Below are 17,425 nucleotides of genomic sequence, written 5' to 3'. Positions count from 1 at the left end.
CTTACGCGTTACGTCGTGTGAGGTGAGTTTCGGCCCAAGCGCAAATGCGAAGGCTGAAGCGGCGAAGCGATCCAGAACCTGCCCAGCCCCCTGGATTGCTTCGCTGCCTCGCGACGACGCCTTGAACAGAGTGGCTGTCGTTTCGGCAATTGGATCGTCTTTTCGGAGAGAGCGATGAAGCGCTTCAACCTTTCGGCCTGGGCCGTCAGCCATCCGACGCTGGTCCTGTTCCTGATGCTCGTGCTCGGCGTCGCCGGCTTCTTCTCCTATCAGAAGCTCGGTCGCGCCGAGGATCCGTTCTTCACGGTGAAGGTGGTCAACGTCTCGGTGCTGTGGCCGGGCGCGACCGCGCAGGAGATGCAGGCGCAGGTCGCCGATCCCATCGAGAAGAAGATCCAGGAGCTGCCCTATTTCGAGAAGGTGCAGACCTATTCGAAGCCCGGCTTCACCGCGCTCCAGGTCACCTTCCGCGATTCCACGCCGCCCAAGGACGTGCCGTATCTGTTCTATCTGCTGCGCAAGAAGCTGGTCGACGTGCAGGGCCAGCTGCCCTCCGGCATTCTCGGACCCGTCGTCAACGACGAGTTCTCCGACGTCGATTCCATCCTCTACATGATGACCGGCGACGGCGCTGACTATGCTCAGCTCAAGAAGGTCGCCGAAGGTTTCCGCCAGCGCCTCCTCAAGGTGCCGGGCGTGACCAAGGTCGACATGTATGGCAACCAGGATGAGCGCATCTTCGTCGAGTTCAGCCACGCCAAGCTCGCCACGCTGGGCATCACGCCGCAGGCGCTGTTCGATTCGCTTGCCAAGCAGAACAACGTGACGCCGGCCGGCACGGTCGAGACCTCGTCGCAGCGCGTGCCGCTGCGCGTCACCGGTGCGCTCGACGGCGCCAAGGCGGTGGCCGAGACCCCGGTCGAGAGCAATGGCCGCGTGTTCCGCCTCGGCGATATCGCCACCGTCACCCATGGCTATGTCGATCCGCCGAGCTTCGTCGTGCGCCAGGAAGGCAAGGCCGCGATCGGCATCGGCGTCGTCACCGCCAAGGGCGCCAACATCCTCGAGCTCGGCAAGGACGTCGAGAAGGCGACCGCCGAATTCATGAAGGCCGTGCCGCAGGGCATCGACGTCAACCTGATCGCCGACCAGCCCAAGGTGGTCGAGCATGCGGTGGGCGAGTTCGTGCACTCCTTCATGGAAGCGCTCGTCATCGTGCTGTTCGTCTCGTTCCTGGCCCTCGGCTGGCGCACCGGCATCGTGGTCGCGATGTCTGTGCCGCTGGTGCTCGGCATCGTCTTCATCGTCATGAACACCATGTCGCTCGACCTGCACCGCATCACGCTGGGTGCGCTGATCATCGCGCTCGGTCTTCTCGTGGATGACGCCATCATCGCGGTCGAGATGATGGTGGTGAAGATGGAGCAGGGCTGGGACCGCATGCGCGCGGCGTCCTTTGCCTGGGAATCCACTGCGTTTCCGATGCTCACGGGAACGCTGGTCACGGCCGCTGGCTTCCTCCCCATCGGCTTTGCCAATTCCGCGGTCGGCGAATATGCCGGCAGCATCTTCTGGATCGTGGCGATCGCGCTGGTCGCCTCCTGGTTCGTCGCGGTGATCTTCACGCCCTATATCGGCGTCAAGCTGCTGCCGGAGCTGAAGGCACACCACAATCACGATCCGCATGCGGTCTACGAGACCCGTATGTACCGTGGCCTGCGCGCCATCGTGCAATGGTGCGTCAACCACCGCATCACGGTGGTGGTCGCGACCGTCGGCGTGTTCATCGCCTCGATCGTCGGCTTCGGCCACGTCCAGCAGCAGTTCTTCCCGCTGTCGGAGCGGCCCGAGCTGTTCCTCCAGCTGCGCCTGCCCGAGGGCACTGCCTTCAACGTCACCGAGAAGGCAGTGAAGAAGGCCGAGACGCTGCTCAAGGACGACAAGGATATCGAGACCTATACCGCCTATGTCGGCCAGGGCTCGCCGCGCTTCTGGCTCGGCCTCAATCCGCAGTTGCCGAACGAGGCCTTTGCCGAGATCGTCATCGTCGCCAAGGGCGTCGAGGCACGCGAGCGCGTCAAGGCCAAGATCGAGGGTGCGGTTGCCGACGGCATGCTGACGGAAGCACGCGTGCGCGTCGACCGCTTCAATTTCGGTCCGCCGGTCGGTTTCCCCGTGCAGTTCCGCGTGATCGGTCCCGACGCCAACAAGGTGCGCGAGATCGCCTACCAGGTCCGCGACGTCATGCGCGAGAACAAGAACGTCAAGGACGTCCAGCTCGACTGGAACGAGCAGTCGCCCTACCTCAAGCTGGTCGTCGACCAGGATCGCGCCCGTGCCATGGGCCTGACCCCGCAGGACGTGTCGCAGGCGCTGTCGTTGCTGATCTCCGGCGCGCAGGTCACGACCATCCGCGACGGCATCGAGAAGGTCGGCGTGGTCGCCCGCGCGGTCCCGTCCGAGCGCCTCGACCTCGGCGGCGTCGGCGATCTCACCATCACCTCGAAGAACGGCGTGGCCGTACCACTCCAGCAGATCGCCAAGATCGAGTACTCCCACGAGGAGCCGATCATGTGGCGGCGCAACCGCGACATGGCGATCACCGTGCGCTCCGACGTTATCGACGGCGTGCAGGCGCCCGACGTCACCAACCAGATCACGCCCAAACTCCAGGCCATCAAGGACAGCCTCGAGCCGGCCTATCGCATCGAGCCGGGCGGCGCGTTCGAGGAATCCGCCAAGGGCAACGCCTCGATCTTCATCCTCTTCCCGCTGATGGTCATGGTGATGCTGACGCTGCTGATGATTCAGCTCCAGAGCTTCTCGCGCCTGTTCCTGGTGTTCCTGACCGCACCGCTCGGCATCGTCGGTGCCTCGCTCGGCCTCAACGTGGCCAACGCCCCGTTCGGCTTCGTGGCGCTGCTCGGCCTGATCGCGCTCGCCGGCATGATCATGCGCAACACGGTGATCCTGGTCGATCAGATCGAAACCGACGTGTCCCACGGCCTGACCCGCCGCGAGGCGATCGTGGAAGCGACCGTCCGCCGCGCCCGCCCGGTGGTCCTCACGGCGCTCGCCGCGATTCTCGCCATGATCCCGCTGTCGCGCTCGGCTTTCTGGGGCCCGATGGCGATCACGATCATGGGTGGCCTGTTCGTCGCGACATTCCTGACGCTTCTGTACCTGCCGGGCCTCTATGCCCTGTGGTTCAGGAAGAGCCTGGACGAGGCTGGTACGCCCGAACAGCCTGCTGCGTCGCAGCATGGCAGCGATGACCATTCAGCAATTCCGCTTGCTGAAGCGGCTGAATAAGTGAGAAGACTACTGACGAACGAGTCCTGACTGATGGCCCTGATTTCGGAACATATCGAAGGCGACACCCGGGACCGTATCCTCGAGGTGGCCGAGCGGCTGTTCCGCCTGATCGGCTATCAGAAGACCACGGTCGGCGACATCGCCAAGGAGCTCAGGATGAGCCCCGCCAACGTCTATCGCTTCTTCGAATCGAAGAAGGCGATTCACCAGGCGGTGGCCCGTTCGCTGATGGGCGAGGTCGAGCTCGAGGCACAGCGGATCGTGGCCAAGCCCGGTCCGGTGCTGGAGCGATTCCGCGAGCTGCTCACCACCATCCATCGCATGAACACCGAGCGTTATGTCGGCGACAACAAGCTGCATGAGATGGTCGAGATCGCGATGCAGGAGGACTGGGAGGTCTGTGTCGCCCATATGGAGCTGATCACCACCTCGATCGGCCAGATGATCGCGCAGGGTGCGGCCTCCGGCGAGTTCGAGGCCCCGGACCTGGAGCTGGCCTCCATGTGCGCCTGCACCGCGATGATGCGCTTCTTCCACCCCCAGATGATCGCCCAGTGCGCCACCAAGCCGGGCCCGACCATCGACCAGATGATCGATTTCGTCATCGCGGGTCTGTCGCCGCGCCACTGACGGGCGCTGGAATTTCTCCTATAAGCAGGCTGACGGAGCCCGGATGGAGCGAGGCGCAATCCGGGATGGTTCAGCGTTGCGCTGGCGGGCTACCAGGATCAGGGAAGACCTCGCGTGATCGATAAAGACCTCCACTTCTACGAGCCCTCCAAGGGCCACGGCCTCAAGCACGATCCCTTCAATGCCATCATCGCGCCACGGCCGATCGGCTGGATCTCCTCCCGCGACACCAAGGGCCACGTCAATCTCGCACCCTACAGCTTCTTCAACGCCTTCTGCTACGTGCCGCCGATCATCGGCTTCTCTTCCACCCACTGGAAGGACTCGGTCGAGAACATCCAGCAGACCGGCGAGTTCGTCTGGAATCTCGCCACCATGGATCTCGCCAAGCACATGAACGCGACCGCCGCGCATGTTGCGCCCGAGGTCGACGAGTTCGAGATCGCGGGGCTGACCGCTGTGCCCGGCAAGCTCGTCAACGTGCCGCGGGTCGGTGAGAGCCCGGTCGCCTTCGAGTGCAAGGTCTCCGACATCGTCCGCCTCAAGGGCGCCAACGGCAAGGAGGCCGACGCCTGGCTGACGCTCGGCGAGGTCGTCGCCGTCCACATCGACAAGGCCATGATCAAGGACGGCGTCTATCAGACCGCCGCCGCCCGCCCGATCGTGCGCGCCGGCCGCCGCGGCGACTATTTCGAGATCAAGCCGGAAAACATGTTCGAGATGGTCCGGCCGGACTAGGCCCGCTCCCACTGTCATTCCGGGGCGCGCCGTCAGGCACGGGCCCGGAATCCATTCTTCTGCGGATGCATGGATTCCGGGTTCACGCTTCGCGTGCCCCGGAATGACGTGGGGAGACATTCAGCCCAATCCCCTCCCGGAACTGCCCCCACACCCCGGCCGTTATGGTCCGGGCGGCCGCCCGGCCGCGTCAATTCGCTTCTTTTTGCAGGCGAAGTGTTCACTCGCGCCAGCCAGTTTCCGCTAAAATGCCCGACAACCGCGCCGATGCATGAGGTCCGCCATGAGCTTCCGCCGCGACACCATCACGAAGCCGATCTTCTCCTGGGCGCGCGGCGTGCTGCCGTCGATGTCCGACACCGAGCGCGAGGCGATCGAGGCCGGCGACGTCTGGTGGGATGCCGATCTCTTCACCGGCAATCCCGACTGGTGGAAGCTTTTGAAGGTGCCGCAGGCGACGCTCACCGATGAGGAGCGGGCCTTCCTCAACGGTCCAGTCGACGAGCTCTGCGCCATGCTCGACGAGTGGAAGATTTTTTGGGAATGGCGCGACCTGCCGCAAGACGTGTGGTCTTTCATCAAGCGCGAAAAACTCTTCGGCATGATCATTCCGAAGGAATTTGGCGGCCTCGGCTTTTCGCCCTACGCGCATTCGGAAATCGTGCGCAAGATCTCGACCCGCTCGATCGCGGCCGCCGTCACCGTGATGGTGCCGAACTCGCTCGGGCCCGGAGAGCTTTTGATGCGCTTCGGCACGAAGGAGCAGCAGGAGCGTTGGCTGCCGCGGCTCGCTGACGGCCGCGACATTCCCTGCTTCGGCCTTACCAGCCCCGAGGCCGGCTCCGACGCCGCCGCGATGCTCGACACCGGCATCATCTGCAAGGGCATTTTTGAAGGTCGCGAGGTCACAGGCCTCAGGCTCAACTGGCACAAGCGCTACATCACGCTCGGTCCCGTCGCGACGCTGCTGGGTCTCGCCTTCAAGGCCTATGATCCCGCCCACCTCGTGGGGGATCAGGAAGAGCTCGGGATCAGCGCTGCGCTGATCCCGACCAATCTGCCCGGCGTCGAGATCGGCCATCGCCATCTGCCGGCGATGCAGGTGTTCCAGAACGGCCCGAACTGGGGCCGCGATGTCTTCATTCCGCTGGACTATGTCATTGGCGGCCAGGAGCGCCTCGGGCAGGGCTGGAAGATGCTGGTGACGGCGCTCGCCGCCGGCCGCGGTATCTCGCTGCCGTCGCTGTCGGCGGCAGGTGCCGCCTATGCCGCGCGCACCACCGGTGCCTATGCCCGCATCCGCGAGCAGTTCGGCATCTCCATCTCCAAGTTCGAGGGCGTCGAGGAGCCGCTCGCGCGCATCGTTGCCACCGCCTACCAGCTCGACGCGGCGCGGCGGCTCACTTGCGCGGCGCTGAATGCCGAAATTCATCCCGCCGTGATCTCCGGCATCATGAAGCTGCACGCGACCGAGCGGATGCGGATCGCGGTTGACGACGCCATGGACATTCATGGCGGCAAGGCTGTGATCGACGGGCCGCAAAACTATCTCGGCAATCTGCATCGCGCCGTGCCTGTCGGCATCACGGTGGAGGGCGCCAACATCCTGACACGCAATTTCATTGTGTTCGGCCAAGGCGCTATCCGCGCCCATCCCTATCTGCTCGACGAGATGAATGCCTTGGCCGACGCCGATCGCGAGCGTGGGCTCACCGCTTTCGACACGGTATTCTGGAAACATGTCGGCCACAGTTTTCAGAACCTGTTCCGCGCCTTCGGCCGGAGCTGGACCTTTGGCATGTTTGCGCCGGCACCGGATGCGGGCGATGCGACGCAATTCTATCGTCAGCTCTCGCGCTATTCATCGGCCTTCGCGCTGTGCGCCGACATGGCGCTGCTCACGCTCGGCGGTGCGCTCAAGCGCAAGGAGATGCTGTCGGCGCGCTTCGGCGATATCCTCTCCGAGCTCTATCTGCTCTCGGCCGCGCTGAAACGCTGGCAAGACGAGGGCCGGCAGAAGGAGGACTTTGCCGCGCTCGAATGGTGCATGGCGTCCGGCTTCAAGACCATCGAGAACAGGTTGGCGGAAATCCTCGCCAATCTGCCCAACCGCTTCGTCGCCGGCATTCTCAAGCTCGTGGTCCAGCCCTTTGGCGCCCGCGTGCTTGGCCCCTCCGACCGCGTGGTGCACCAATGCGCAAGCCTCGTGCTGGAGCCCTCGGCCGTGCGCGACCGCTTCACGCCAGGTATGGCCCATGTCGACGACGACGGCGGCTTCGCCCGGCTGGAGCGCGCGTTCAAGCTGGTGGCGGCCACCGATGCGATCGCCAAGCGCATGCGCGCCGCGCATATCCGTGACTGGAAGGAGGCGGTCGCCAAGGGCGTGATCACGCAGGCCGAGGGCGAACAGCTTGCAGTTGCTCACGAGGCCGTCAAAAAAGTCGTCGAGGTCGATGATTTCGCGCCGGAGGCGCTGTCGCCGATTTACAAGAAAACCGGCGACGTGCATCAGTTCTTCCAGGAACTCGGTGAACAGAGGGCGGCGAGCTAATGGCACGACCGGTTTTCATCGTCGACGGCAGCCGGACGCCGTTTCTGAAGGCGCGTTCGGGGCCGGGCCCCTTCACGCCGGTCGATCTTGCCGTGCAATGCGGCCGGCCGCTCTTGGCGCGCCAGCCGTTTTCGCCCGACACCTTCGACCAGGTCATCCTCGGCTGCGTTAACGTGATCGCCGACGAGATGAATCCGGCGCGCGTCGCGGCGCTCCGGCTCGGCATGGGCGAGGACATGGTCGCCTTCACCGTGCAGATCAATTGCGGCTCCGGCATGCAATCGATCGACACGGCTTACCGCTATATCCGCGAGGGCCATGCCGACATGATTTTGGCCGGCGGTACCGAGGCGCTCAGCCACGCGCCGCTGGTTTGGCCCAATTCCGGCGTGCGCTGGTTCGCCGGCCTTGCCACCGCCAAGGGCGTGGCCGCGAAGCTTGCGGCTGCCTTCAGGCTGCGACCTCGCTATCTCAAGCCGATCATCGGCCTCGAGCGCGGACTGACCGATCCCATCACCGAATTGAACATGGGCCAGACCGCCGAGGTCGTCGGCCATCTTTTCGGCATCACGCGCGCACAGTCCGATGCCTACGCCGCCGAAAGCCATCGCCGGCTTGCGCATGCGCAAGGCGCGGGCTTTCTGAAGGGCGAGGTCGAGACAGCATTCTCCCGCGACGGAAAGTTCTTTGATCATGATGATGGCGTGCGGCCGGACTCCACGACCGAGACGCTCGCAAAACTCCGGCCAGTGTTCGAGCGTCCCTGGGGCCAGGTCACCGCCGGCAATTCCTCGCAGATCACCGACGGTGCCTCCTGGGTGATCCTCGCCTCCGACGAGGCGGTGGCAAAGCATAGGCTGACGCCAAAGGCCGTGATCGTCGACAGCAACTGGGCCGCGCTCGATCCGAGCATCATGGGGCTCGGTCCCGTGATGTCGGCAACGCCGCTGCTCGCACGCAACAACCTCACCATCAAGGACGTCGAAACCTGGGAGCTGAACGAAGCCTTCGCCACCCAGGTGCTCGGCTGTCTCGCCGCCTGGAACGACGACAAATTCTGCCGCGAGATTCTCGGCCTCGACGGCGCCGCCGGCGAGATCGACCGCGAAAAACTCAATGTCGATGGCGGCGCGATCTCGCTCGGCCATCCCGTCGGCACCTCCGGCAACCGCATCGTGCTGCATCTCGTCAACGCGATGAAGCGGCTCGGCACGCGGCGGGGCGTTGCCACCGAATGCATCGGCGGCGGGCTCGGCGGCGCCATGCTGATCGAGGCGGTGTGACCATGGATTCGAAGATCATGACCGCGCTCGGCGACCGCGTGCTGACGCTCGGGCCTGAGCCCGCAGCCGACGGTCCGTACAAGAACTTCAAGCTGACGCGCGATGCCGATGGCGTTGCCTGGCTCCTGTTCGACCGCGCCGGCGCCAGCGCCAACACGCTGTCCGCCGAATTGATGGAGGAGTTCGACACCGTTCTTGCGGCAATCGAGACCGAGCGTCCCGCCGGTCTCGTGATCCGCTCGGCCAAACCGTCTGGCTTCATTGCCGGGGCCGACGTCAACGAATTCCGGGGCGCGTCAGATCCCGAGATGGTGGAGACGCGTATCCGCGCCGCGCATGCGGTGGTCGATCATCTCGAGGCCTTGAGGCTGCCGACAGTCGCGGTGATCCATGGCTTCTGCCTCGGCGGCGGGCTCGAGGTTGCGCTCGCCTGTCAGTCGCGCATCGCCATCGACGGCGCCCGGTTCGGCTTTCCCGAGGTGATGCTCGGCCTGCATCCCGGTCTCGGCGGTACCGCGCGCTTCACCGCGCTGGTCAACCCCACCCAGTCGATGGCGCTGATGCTGACCGGACGGACCATCGATGCGCGGCGCGCTAAGTCGCTCGGCCTCGTCGACACCGTGACGCAGGAGCGCCATGTCCGTGGCGCCGTGAAGGATGTGCTGTTCGGCCGCTTGAAGCGAGCCGAGCCCGGGCTGCTGACGCGCGCGGCCAATCTCGGTCCCGTGCGTGGGCTGCTGGCTAAGCGCATGCGCTCGGAGGCGGCGAAGGCCGCACCCCGCGAGCACTATCCCGCGCCTTACGCGCTGATCGATCTCTGGGAGACGCATGGCGGCAGCAAGGCCGCGATGCTGAAGGCGGAGCAGGCCTCCTTTGCCAAGCTGATGGTGACGCCGACGGCGCAGAATCTGATCCGCGTGTTCTTCCTGCGCGAGCAGATGAGGAAGGCGGCCGGTAGCGGCAACACGGTCAAGCACGTCCACGTCATCGGCGCCGGTGCCATGGGTGGTGACATCGCCGCCTGGTGCGCGGGGCAGGGGCTGCGCGTCTCGCTCGCCGACATGAAGGCGGAGCCGATAGCGGGCGCGGTCAAGCGCGCCGCCGAGCTTTACGGCAAGATCATCCGCAAGCCGACCGAGGTACGCGACGCGCTCGATCGCCTGATCCCCGACATGGACGGTGAGGGCGTGCGCAACGCCGATCTCATCATTGAGGCTGTCCCGGAAAAGCTCGAGCTCAAGCAGAAGGTCTATGCCGGGCTCGAGCCGCGGATGAAGCCGGGCGCGATCCTTGCGACCAACACGTCCAGCATTCCACTCCAGGATTTGCGCACCACGCTGGCGCGGCCGGAGCGGCTGGTCGGCCTGCACTTCTTCAATCCTGTGTCGCGGCTGCAACTGGTCGAGGTCGTCAGCCACGACGGCAATGACGCGCAGGTGCTGACGGAGGCGCTCGCCTTTGTCGGCGCGATCGATCGACTGCCGCTCGCGGTGAAGAGCTCGCCCGGCTTCCTCGTCAACCGCGCGCTGACGCCCTACATGCTGGAAGCGATGGTGATGCTGGACGAGAAGACCGACCAGCGCCTGATCGATGCCGCCGCCGAGCAGTTCGGCATGCCAATGGGCCCGATCGAGCTGGCCGACCAGGTCGGGCTCGATATCTGTCTCGACGTCGGCGACATGCTGCGCACCAAGTTCGGGGACCTGCTGCCGCCGACACCGGCCTGGCTGCGCGAGAAGGTCGCCAAGGGCGAGCTTGGCCGCAAGACCGGCAAGGGCTTCTACACCTGGAAGGATGGCAAGGCGGAGAAATCACCGCTGCCGGAGACCGGCCCGCGCGTCACCGACCTGATGATCGACCGTCTGGTGCTGCCGATGTCCAATGTCTGCGTTGCGGCATTGCGTGAGGGCATCGTCGACGATCCGGATGCAGTCGACGGCGCCATGATCGTCGGTACGGGCTATGCACCGTTCCGAGGCGGTCCGGTGAACTATGCGCGCACACGCGGCGTGGAGAATGTCGTATCCACCTTGCAGGCGCTCACTGAGCGATTCGGCGGACGCTTCGCGCCCGATGCGGGCTGGGACCACTTCAAGTGAGAGGCACATGAGCGAACAGGCCGACACCGAGCCAAGCGGCGATCTCTGCATCCGCACGCTGGCGATGCCCGCCGACACCAATGCCAATGGCGATATCTTCGGCGGCTGGCTGCTAAGCCAGATGGACGTCGGTGGCGGCGTGTTCGCCTCGAAGGTCGCGAAGTCGCGCACCGTGACGGTGGCGATCGAGGCGATGAATTTTCGTAAAGCCGTCTATGTCGGCGATCTCGTTTCGGTCCACGCCAATCTCGTGCGCGTGGGCCGCACCTCGCTTACGGTGCATCTCGAAGCCTGGGCGCTTCGCCGCGGCGAGGAGCATCCGTTCCTCGTGACCGACGGCAATTTCACCTACGTCTCGATCGACGAACATGGCCGCCCGCAGCCCGTTCGCTCGATCGACACACCGATCGCGAAGTAAGCGCGCGGCGCGGTCCCTCATCCTCGATGTCATTGCTGTTAGCGATCACGGCATCACTAAGTCATCGCGTCGCTTCTTTGCCAAGAACGGGTCATAAAAGGGATGAGGTCCCGGCGTACTCAATCGCGTGTCGATTCGGGGTGGAAACCGGTTCATTTGCCCTCAGGAACCTTTGGGCAGATGTACCGTTATTTGCCCGCACTGAGGAATCTACGGGCATGCCGGACAGCTACATCATTGAAGTCAATTCGCAGACCGCGGGTATCGTCGTTCGCGGCCAAGGCGGCTACTGCTTCTTCGCCTCGTCTCATCAATTCAATCGCCTCGAAGGCCAGCTCTTCCGCAACGCCCGCGAAGCCGAGCGCGCCGCGCGCAAGCTGGTTAACGGTGATGTGAAGGAGGCGGCGTAGGCGCCGCGAACTCCGTCATCCCTTCTCCCCTTGTGGGAGAAGGTGGCGCGAAGCGCCGGATGAGGGGTATCTCCACAAATTCAAAAGTCAGAGGGGTGCTCGTTGCGGCAACCCCTCACCCGTCTCGCCGCTATCGCGGCGAGCCACCCTCTCCCACAAGGGGAGAGGGAAAGCAAACGATCACAACTTCGTTGCCGCCCGCGACAACAGCTTCCACTCGTCGCCCTGCTTCTGCCAGTTCATCAGGATGTGAAGATTGGTCGGCACTTTTTTCCCATCGGCCGCCATCTCCTGTTCCGCGATCCAATGGAAGCGCACGATCGCGGCGGGACCGATGACCTTGATGGTCGGGTCCTTGTAGTCGATCGACAGGAACTTCGATTTTCCGTCGGTGGCATTCGCGATGAAGGTCGCCTTGTCCTCGACCTTGCCGCTGGAGTGGCTGTAGCTGAGATCGTCCCAGCACAGCGCACCGAGCGCCTTCGGGTCGGCCGCGATCTGGGCGAGGCGGAAGGCCTCGACCTTCTTCGCCACGGCGTCTTCGTCGGCAGAGGCCGCTAGCGCCGGTGTTGCGAGTGCAAGGGCCGAGACAGCAAGAGTCGAGAGCGCCAGGTCGCGCCGGTTGATCGTCATCGTTTCCTCCTTTTTGATCTTGCCGTGAGTGTTGCAGCCGCACGCGGCTTTGTCGAGTGTCACCGCATGGTCATGTGGATGCGCCATTGCACGCGCGAAGCTCTATTGATACGCCTTCTGCATTGATGCGCCGCGCATTCTGGAAAGTACGGACATGATCGAGACTCTCGGCAGGGAGATGAGAAAGGCGTTGCTGTTCGACATCGACGGCACGCTCGCCAACACCGACCCGCTACATTTGAAGGCGTTCAACCACGTGCTCGGTCCTCGCGGCCATGTCTTCGATCACGCGCGCTTCTCGAGGGAACTACAAGGCTTTGCCAATGCGTCGATTGGCGAGCGCTTTCTGCCCGACGAAACTGTGGACAGGCGCGCCGCGATCCTCGGCGAGAAGGAGGAAGTGTTCCGTACCCTCGTCGCGGGGCAGATCGAGCCGCTGCCCGGGCTGATGCCGTTGCTCGACCGCGCGGATGCCGCCGGCATTCCCATGGTCGCTGTCACCAACGCGCCGCGGCTGAACGCCGAGCTGCTGCTGTCTGGCCTCGGCATCATGCACCGCTTCAAGGCGCTCGTGATCGGCGACGAGCTGCCGCACGGCAAGCCGCATCCGCTGCCCTATCAGGAGGGCCTGCGTTTTGTCGGCGCCAGTGCGGCTGCCTCGATCGCGTTCGAGGATTCCCGCTCCGGCGTGCAATCGGCAACCGCCGCCGGCATTCCGACCATCGGCATCCGGACCAGCCTCAGCGATGCTGACCTTGTTGCCGCCGGCGCGGTCGCCTCCGCGAGTGCCTTCGACGATCCCGAACTGCTCGCACGCCTGGCGCGTGTCATGGCGTGGTGAGGGGCGTCATCCATTAACCGTGATCGGCGCGCGCATTGACCGCGCGCGCGAACCGCCGCACCATGCATCATTCTGATTTGAGGCCATTTGCCGTGACCGGATTGACCCATCGCCAAGCCGAAATCCTCAACATCGCGCGCGCCTCGGGCCGCGTCATGGTCGAAGAGCTCGCGCGCCGGTTCGAAGTGTCGGCGCAGACCATTCGTAAGGATCTCAATGATCTCTGCGAACGGCGCTCGCTGACCCGCATTCATGGCGGCGCGATCATCGCCTCCGGCGTCGAAAACCTCGCCTATGAGGCGCGCCGTTTCGTCGCGGCCGACGAGAAGAAGGCGATTGGGGCGGCGGCCGCATCCCTGATCCCGAATGGCTGCTCGCTCTTCATCAACATCGGCACCACGACCGAGGAGGTCGCGAGCGCGCTGACCTCGCATGAGGATCTGCTCGTCATCACCAACAATCTCAACGTCGCGATGCTGCTCTATCGCCATCCGCGCATCGAGGTGGTGGTCGCCGGCGGCACGGTGCGGCGCGCCGATGGCGCCGTGGTCGGCTCGACCGCGACACAGCTGATCGGCCAGTTCAAGGTTGACTACGCCATCATCGGCGCGTCCGCGATCGACGAGGAGGGCGCGCTGCTCGACTTCGACTACCGCGAGGTGCAGGTGGCGCAGGCCATCATCGCCAATGCCCGCAGCGTCATGCTGGTCGCTGATTCGACCAAGCTGCGGCGCAGCGCGCCGGTCCGCATCGCCCACATGACCCAGATCCAGACCTTCGTCACCGACCAGGAGCTGCCCGAGCGCCTCGCCACCATCTGCCACAGCAAGGGCATCGAAGTGGTCGAGGCGATGCCGAAGGGGGCGGATATCGACGATGGCCAGGCCGATGCGCAGGATGCGGCGCCTGAAGCCGCGCCTGTGGTGCGGTTAAGATAGATTCCTATACGTCGTCCCAGGGATTGAATAGCTGCACGCCGAATGCTGCAAAATCCTTTACATTACGCGTGACGAGCGTGAGGCCATTTGCAAGTGCGGTGGCGGCAAAGAAGCCGTCGATGACCGATAGCGCGACGCCGCTTCTGCGGCTCTCCGCCATCAGGTCACCCCAGCGCTCAGCCACAGCGTGGTCGATCGGCAGCATGCGCCCGGCAAAACGCTCTGGTAGATCGTGAGCCAACCAGGTGGCCAGCGCCGTGCGCCGGCGGCCATCCTCCAGTAATGCGATGCCACGGCGAAGTTCGGCAATCGAGGCTACACTAATGAACGCGCGATCCTCGTCGATCGTATCAAGCCATGCCAAGACCTTGGGAGAGGGCATCGGTCGCTGAACCTCGGACAGCACGTTGGTATCAAGCAGCAGGTTCACGGCATCTCGTCGCGGGGGACGTCGTGCATGCGTTCAAGCTTGAGGTCGGCCCCGTGCAGCGGAGAGGCCAGCAGGAATTCGGCCAGCGTGCCTTTGCGCGCGGTCTTGCGCGACCATTCCTCCGCGGAAACGACCACGGCATTCGGCTTGCCATGGCGGGTGATGATCTGGGGGCCGGTTTGGGCACGGTCGATCACTTCGGACAGTCGTGCCTTGGCATTGGCAAGCGTCCACGTATCCGTCGCGGGTGAATCGGGCGCGGTGCTGTGATCTGTCATTCTGATGCGGACCAATATGACTATTATAACTATATTAGCTACGGCGTGGCGATTTCAAGAGCGATTTGCCTGTCGAGCTGCCCCCAGGCTGCTCAGTCGAACGGCCGATTGCCCATTAAAAAGTTCCATTTTCATTTCCTGTCCCCTCTCTTTCGTCTTGCTTTCGTTTTTCGGTGTGATCTAATCAAAAACGAAAGTAGCCGCTCGACGGAACGAGCGGGTCGCCGGGGGATGCGTCTGTTGGAGCGTATTTTCGACCTCGCCATCATTGGAGGCGGTGTTAACGGCTGTGGCATCGCGCGCGACGCGGTGGGCCGCGGCAACACGGTTTTCCTGTGCGAAATGAACGATCTGGCGAGCGGGACGTCGTCCTGGTCGACCAAGCTGGTGCATGGCGGTCTGCGCTATCTCGAATATTACGAGTTTCGGCTGGTCCGCGAGGCGCTGATCGAGCGTGAAATTCTCTGGGGCATCGCGCCCCACATTATCCGCCCTTTACGCTTCGTTTTGCCACATCACGCGGGGCTGCGGCCCGCTTGGCTCTTACGCCTCGGCCTCTTCCTCTACGACCATATTGGCGGCCGTCATCTGTTGCCGGCAACGCGCTCGGTCGATCTCCGGCGCGACGAGGTCGGCAAACCACTGATTCCGAATCGCTACAGCCGCGCGTTCGAATATTCCGACTGCTTCGTCGATGACGCCCGTCTCGTCGTGCTCAACGCGCGCGACGCTGCCGACAAGGGCGCTGAGATCCGCACCCGCACGCGCGCCACCGAGATCCGCCAGTCCGACGGCGTCTGGACCGTGAGCATGGTCGATGCGCTGACCGGCGCGCGCTCGCAGGTCCAGGCCCGTGCGCTGGTCAATGCCGGCGGCCCCTGGGTCGAGGAGGTGCTCGGCCGCGGCGCCGGCGTGAACGCGAAAGCAAAGGTGCGCCTGGTGCAGGGCTCGCACATCGTGGTGAAGAAGCTCTACGACCACGACCGCGCCTACATGTTCCAGAACGCCGACGGCCGCATCATCTTTGTCATCCCCTACCAGGACGATTTCACGCTGATCGGCACCACCGACCGCGACTATGACGGCGACCCGTCGAAGGTGAAGGCAACGCCGGAGGAGATCCAATATCTCTGTGCCGCTGCAAGCGAATATCTCGCCAAGCCGGTGACGCAAGACGACGTGGTCTGGACCTATTCCGGCGTGCGTCCGCTTTATGACGACGGCGCCAGCGAGGCGAAGGCTGCGACCCGCGACTATGTGTTCGAGCTCGACACGCCCGGCGGCGCGCCGCTGCTGTCGATCTATGGCGGCAAGATCACGACCTATCGCCGTCTCGCCGAAGAGGCGCTGGAACGGCTTTCGCCCTATCTTCGCAGTGCGAAGGCGCGCGAGGGCTGGACCGGCAAATGGCCGCTGCCCGGCGGCGACATGGATGTGTCGGCCGTCGACGGCCTGATAGGCGAGCTTCAACGCGGCTATCCCTTCCTCGGCCATGAGCATGCGCGGCGGCTTGCGCGCGCCTATGGCACCCGCGCCATCAAGCTGCTCGGCGATGCAAGATCGGCCGCCGATCTCGGCCAGGCCTTTGGCGCAACACTGACCGAACGCGAGGTGCGCTACCTCATGGCCAATGAATGGGCGGTGACCGCCGAGGACATTGTCTGGCGCCGCACCAAGCTCGGCCTGCGACTATCTGCCGACGAAATTGCCGCTCTCGACGACTGGATCAGGACCCACGCCGTGCCGCAAAGTCCGCTGCTGGAAGCAGGAGGACGCTCATGAGCGTGACACTCGATCACGTGACCCGGACCGTCGACGGGGTCGCGCACATCCGCGACGTCTCGCTGACGTTTGAGAGCGGCACGCTCAACGTGCTGCTCGGGCCGACGCTGTCGGGCAAGACCTCGATCATGCGGCTGCTCGCCGGCCTCGACAAGCCGACCACGGGCAGGGTTCTGGTCAACGGCAAGGACGTCACCGGCGCCGACGTGCGCCAGCGTTCGGTCGCCATGGTCTATCAGCAGTTCATCAACTACCCCTCGCTGACGGTCTACGAGAACATCGCTTCGCCCCTGCGCGTTCAGGGCAAGCCGCGCGCCGAGATCGAGACGCGCGTGGCGGAAGCCGCAAAATTGCTGCGGCTCGAACCTTTCCTGAAGCGCACGCCGCTCCAGCTCTCCGGCGGCCAGCAGCAGCGCACCGCGATCGCACGCGCGCTGGTCAAAGGCGCCGACCTCGTGCTGCTCGACGAGCCGCTCGCCAATCTCGACTACAAGCTGCGCGAGGAGCTGCGCGCCGAGCTGCCGCGCATCTTCGAGGCCTCCGGCGCGATCTTCGTCTATGCCACCACCGAGCCCAGCGAGGCGCTTCTGCTCGGCGGCAACACGGTGTGCATGTGGGAGGGCCAGGCGCTCCAGATCGGCGAGACGCCCAATGTCTACCGCCGGCCGCAGACCCTGCGCGTCGCGCAGGTGTTCTCCGATCCGCCGCTCAACCTCGTCGGGATCGAGAAGAAGAACGGTTCTGTGCAATATGCCGGCGGCACGGCCTCGCCGGCCTCGGGCCTCTATTCGTCGCTCGCCGACGGCGCCTACCGCGTCGGCTTTCGCGCGCATCAGCTCGCGCTTGCCAATGGCGAGGCCGACCGCCATGCCTTCCATGCCACGGTGACGGTGACCGAGATCACCGGTTCGGAGAGTTTCGTGCATTTGACCCGCGACGGATCGAACTGGGTTGCGGTGCTGCACGGCGTGCACGAATTCGAGCCCGGCCAGACCATTGATGCCGTGCTCGATCCGAATGACGTTTTTGTCTTCGATGCGGCCGACCGTTTGGTCGCCGCTCCGAGCTCGTAAGGGGGG

The 17,425-nt window shown here is 64.5% G+C and carries 15 protein-coding genes; 12 read left to right on the top strand and 3 right to left on the bottom strand.

Annotated elements, in window-relative coordinates:
• Window positions 1-174: 174 nt before the first annotated feature.
• The 8 genes from IC761_RS27210 to IC761_RS27175 all read left to right on the top strand — a co-directional run bounded on the left by IC761_RS27210 (window position 175) and on the right by IC761_RS27175 (window position 11,444).
• The gene (locus IC761_RS27210; protein ID WP_195799762.1) at window positions 175-3,312 is read left to right on the top strand and encodes an efflux RND transporter permease subunit; all 3,138 of its coding nucleotides are present in this window, start codon (window positions 175-177) and stop codon (window positions 3,310-3,312) included.
• A gap of 33 nt (window positions 3,313-3,345) precedes the next feature.
• Window positions 3,346-3,945, top strand: a complete 600-nt coding sequence (locus IC761_RS27205) for a TetR/AcrR family transcriptional regulator (protein ID WP_195799761.1) — start codon at window positions 3,346-3,348, stop codon at window positions 3,943-3,945.
• Window positions 3,946-4,059: 114 nt separating this feature from the next.
• The gene (locus IC761_RS27200) at window positions 4,060-4,683 is read left to right on the top strand and encodes a flavin reductase family protein (protein ID WP_195799760.1); all 624 of its coding nucleotides are present in this window, start codon (window positions 4,060-4,062) and stop codon (window positions 4,681-4,683) included.
• A gap of 283 nt (window positions 4,684-4,966) precedes the next feature.
• Complete coding sequence (locus IC761_RS27195) at window positions 4,967-7,234, top strand: acyl-CoA dehydrogenase (RefSeq protein WP_195799759.1); 2,268 nt, start codon at window positions 4,967-4,969, stop codon at window positions 7,232-7,234.
• On the top strand, window positions 7,234-8,517 hold the full coding sequence (locus IC761_RS27190) for an acetyl-CoA C-acetyltransferase (RefSeq protein ID WP_195799758.1): 1,284 nt from the start codon (window positions 7,234-7,236) through the stop codon (window positions 8,515-8,517). Before IC761_RS27195 ends, IC761_RS27190 begins: the two co-directional genes overlap by 1 nt.
• 2 nt (window positions 8,518-8,519) lie before the next feature.
• A complete protein-coding gene (locus IC761_RS27185; protein WP_195799757.1) occupies window positions 8,520-10,616 on the top strand; it encodes a 3-hydroxyacyl-CoA dehydrogenase NAD-binding domain-containing protein in 2,097 nt (698 codons plus the stop codon).
• Between the two features lie 7 nt (window positions 10,617-10,623).
• Window positions 10,624-11,034, top strand: a complete 411-nt coding sequence (locus IC761_RS27180) for an acyl-CoA thioesterase (protein WP_195799756.1) — start codon at window positions 10,624-10,626, stop codon at window positions 11,032-11,034.
• A 218-nt stretch (window positions 11,035-11,252) separates the two neighbouring features.
• The gene (locus tag IC761_RS27175; protein ID WP_195799755.1) at window positions 11,253-11,444 is read left to right on the top strand and encodes a hypothetical protein; all 192 of its coding nucleotides are present in this window, start codon (window positions 11,253-11,255) and stop codon (window positions 11,442-11,444) included.
• Between the two features lie 180 nt (window positions 11,445-11,624).
• Here the strand turns inward: IC761_RS27175 and IC761_RS27170 are convergent, their stop codons facing one another.
• Window positions 11,625-12,077 carry a nuclear transport factor 2 family protein gene (locus tag IC761_RS27170; RefSeq protein WP_195799754.1) on the bottom strand — a complete coding sequence of 151 codons (453 nt, stop codon included), beginning with the start codon at window positions 12,075-12,077 and terminating at the stop codon, window positions 11,625-11,627.
• 154 nt (window positions 12,078-12,231) lie between these two features.
• On the opposite strand from IC761_RS27170, the gene IC761_RS27165 reads away from it, so the two are divergent.
• A complete protein-coding gene (locus IC761_RS27165) occupies window positions 12,232-12,918 on the top strand; it encodes an HAD family hydrolase (protein WP_195799753.1) in 687 nt (228 codons plus the stop codon).
• A 92-nt stretch (window positions 12,919-13,010) separates the two neighbouring features.
• Window positions 13,011-13,856 carry a DeoR/GlpR family DNA-binding transcription regulator gene (locus tag IC761_RS27160; protein WP_195799752.1) on the top strand — a complete coding sequence of 282 codons (846 nt, stop codon included), beginning with the start codon at window positions 13,011-13,013 and terminating at the stop codon, window positions 13,854-13,856.
• 4 nt (window positions 13,857-13,860) lie between these two features.
• Here IC761_RS27160 and IC761_RS27155 read toward each other — a convergent pair whose 3' ends face one another.
• Both IC761_RS27155 and IC761_RS27150 read right to left on the bottom strand, forming a co-directional pair.
• The gene (locus tag IC761_RS27155) at window positions 13,861-14,286 is read right to left on the bottom strand and encodes a type II toxin-antitoxin system VapC family toxin (protein WP_195799751.1); all 426 of its coding nucleotides are present in this window, start codon (window positions 14,284-14,286) and stop codon (window positions 13,861-13,863) included.
• Complete coding sequence (locus tag IC761_RS27150; RefSeq protein WP_195799750.1) at window positions 14,283-14,564, bottom strand: type II toxin-antitoxin system Phd/YefM family antitoxin; 282 nt, start codon at window positions 14,562-14,564, stop codon at window positions 14,283-14,285. The genes IC761_RS27155 and IC761_RS27150 overlap by 4 nt, the downstream gene beginning before the upstream one ends.
• A 231-nt stretch (window positions 14,565-14,795) precedes the next feature.
• On the opposite strand from IC761_RS27150, the gene glpD reads away from it, so the two are divergent.
• Both glpD and IC761_RS27140 read left to right on the top strand, forming a co-directional pair.
• Window positions 14,796-16,346 carry a glycerol-3-phosphate dehydrogenase gene (gene glpD, locus IC761_RS27145; RefSeq protein ID WP_195799749.1) on the top strand — a complete coding sequence of 517 codons (1,551 nt, stop codon included), beginning with the start codon at window positions 14,796-14,798 and terminating at the stop codon, window positions 16,344-16,346.
• Window positions 16,343-17,419 carry an ABC transporter ATP-binding protein gene (locus IC761_RS27140; protein ID WP_195799748.1) on the top strand — a complete coding sequence of 359 codons (1,077 nt, stop codon included), beginning with the start codon at window positions 16,343-16,345 and terminating at the stop codon, window positions 17,417-17,419. Before glpD ends, IC761_RS27140 begins: the two co-directional genes overlap by 4 nt.
• Window positions 17,420-17,425 lie beyond the last annotated feature (6 nt).

It is taken from the genome of Bradyrhizobium commune (genome assembly GCF_015624505.1).
GTDB lineage: Bacteria > Pseudomonadota > Alphaproteobacteria > Rhizobiales > Xanthobacteraceae > Bradyrhizobium > Bradyrhizobium commune.
This window is presented reverse-complemented; position numbering and strand designations above follow the sequence as displayed.

Excerpts from the sequence above, each read along its gene's own strand:
- IC761_RS27185 (WP_195799757.1), top strand. The coding sequence starts at position 8,520 with ATGGATTCGAAGATCATGACCGCGCTCGGCGACCGCGTGCTGACGCTC.
- IC761_RS27205 (WP_195799761.1), top strand. The coding sequence starts at position 3,346 with ATGGCCCTGATTTCGGAACATATCGAAGGCGACACCCGGGACCGTATC.
- glpD (WP_195799749.1), top strand. The coding sequence starts at position 14,796 with ATGCGTCTGTTGGAGCGTATTTTCGACCTCGCCATCATTGGAGGCGGT.
- IC761_RS27150 (WP_195799750.1), bottom strand. The coding sequence starts at position 14,564 with ATGACAGATCACAGCACCGCGCCCGATTCACCCGCGACGGATACGTGG.
- IC761_RS27180 (WP_195799756.1), top strand. The coding sequence starts at position 10,624 with ATGAGCGAACAGGCCGACACCGAGCCAAGCGGCGATCTCTGCATCCGC.
- IC761_RS27175 (WP_195799755.1), top strand. The coding sequence starts at position 11,253 with ATGCCGGACAGCTACATCATTGAAGTCAATTCGCAGACCGCGGGTATC.
- IC761_RS27170 (WP_195799754.1), bottom strand. The coding sequence starts at position 12,077 with ATGACGATCAACCGGCGCGACCTGGCGCTCTCGACTCTTGCTGTCTCG.
- IC761_RS27195 (WP_195799759.1), top strand. The coding sequence starts at position 4,967 with ATGAGCTTCCGCCGCGACACCATCACGAAGCCGATCTTCTCCTGGGCG.
- IC761_RS27210 (WP_195799762.1), top strand. The coding sequence starts at position 175 with ATGAAGCGCTTCAACCTTTCGGCCTGGGCCGTCAGCCATCCGACGCTG.
- IC761_RS27140 (WP_195799748.1), top strand. The coding sequence starts at position 16,343 with ATGAGCGTGACACTCGATCACGTGACCCGGACCGTCGACGGGGTCGCG.
- IC761_RS27190 (WP_195799758.1), top strand. The coding sequence starts at position 7,234 with ATGGCACGACCGGTTTTCATCGTCGACGGCAGCCGGACGCCGTTTCTG.
- IC761_RS27165 (WP_195799753.1), top strand. The coding sequence starts at position 12,232 with ATGATCGAGACTCTCGGCAGGGAGATGAGAAAGGCGTTGCTGTTCGAC.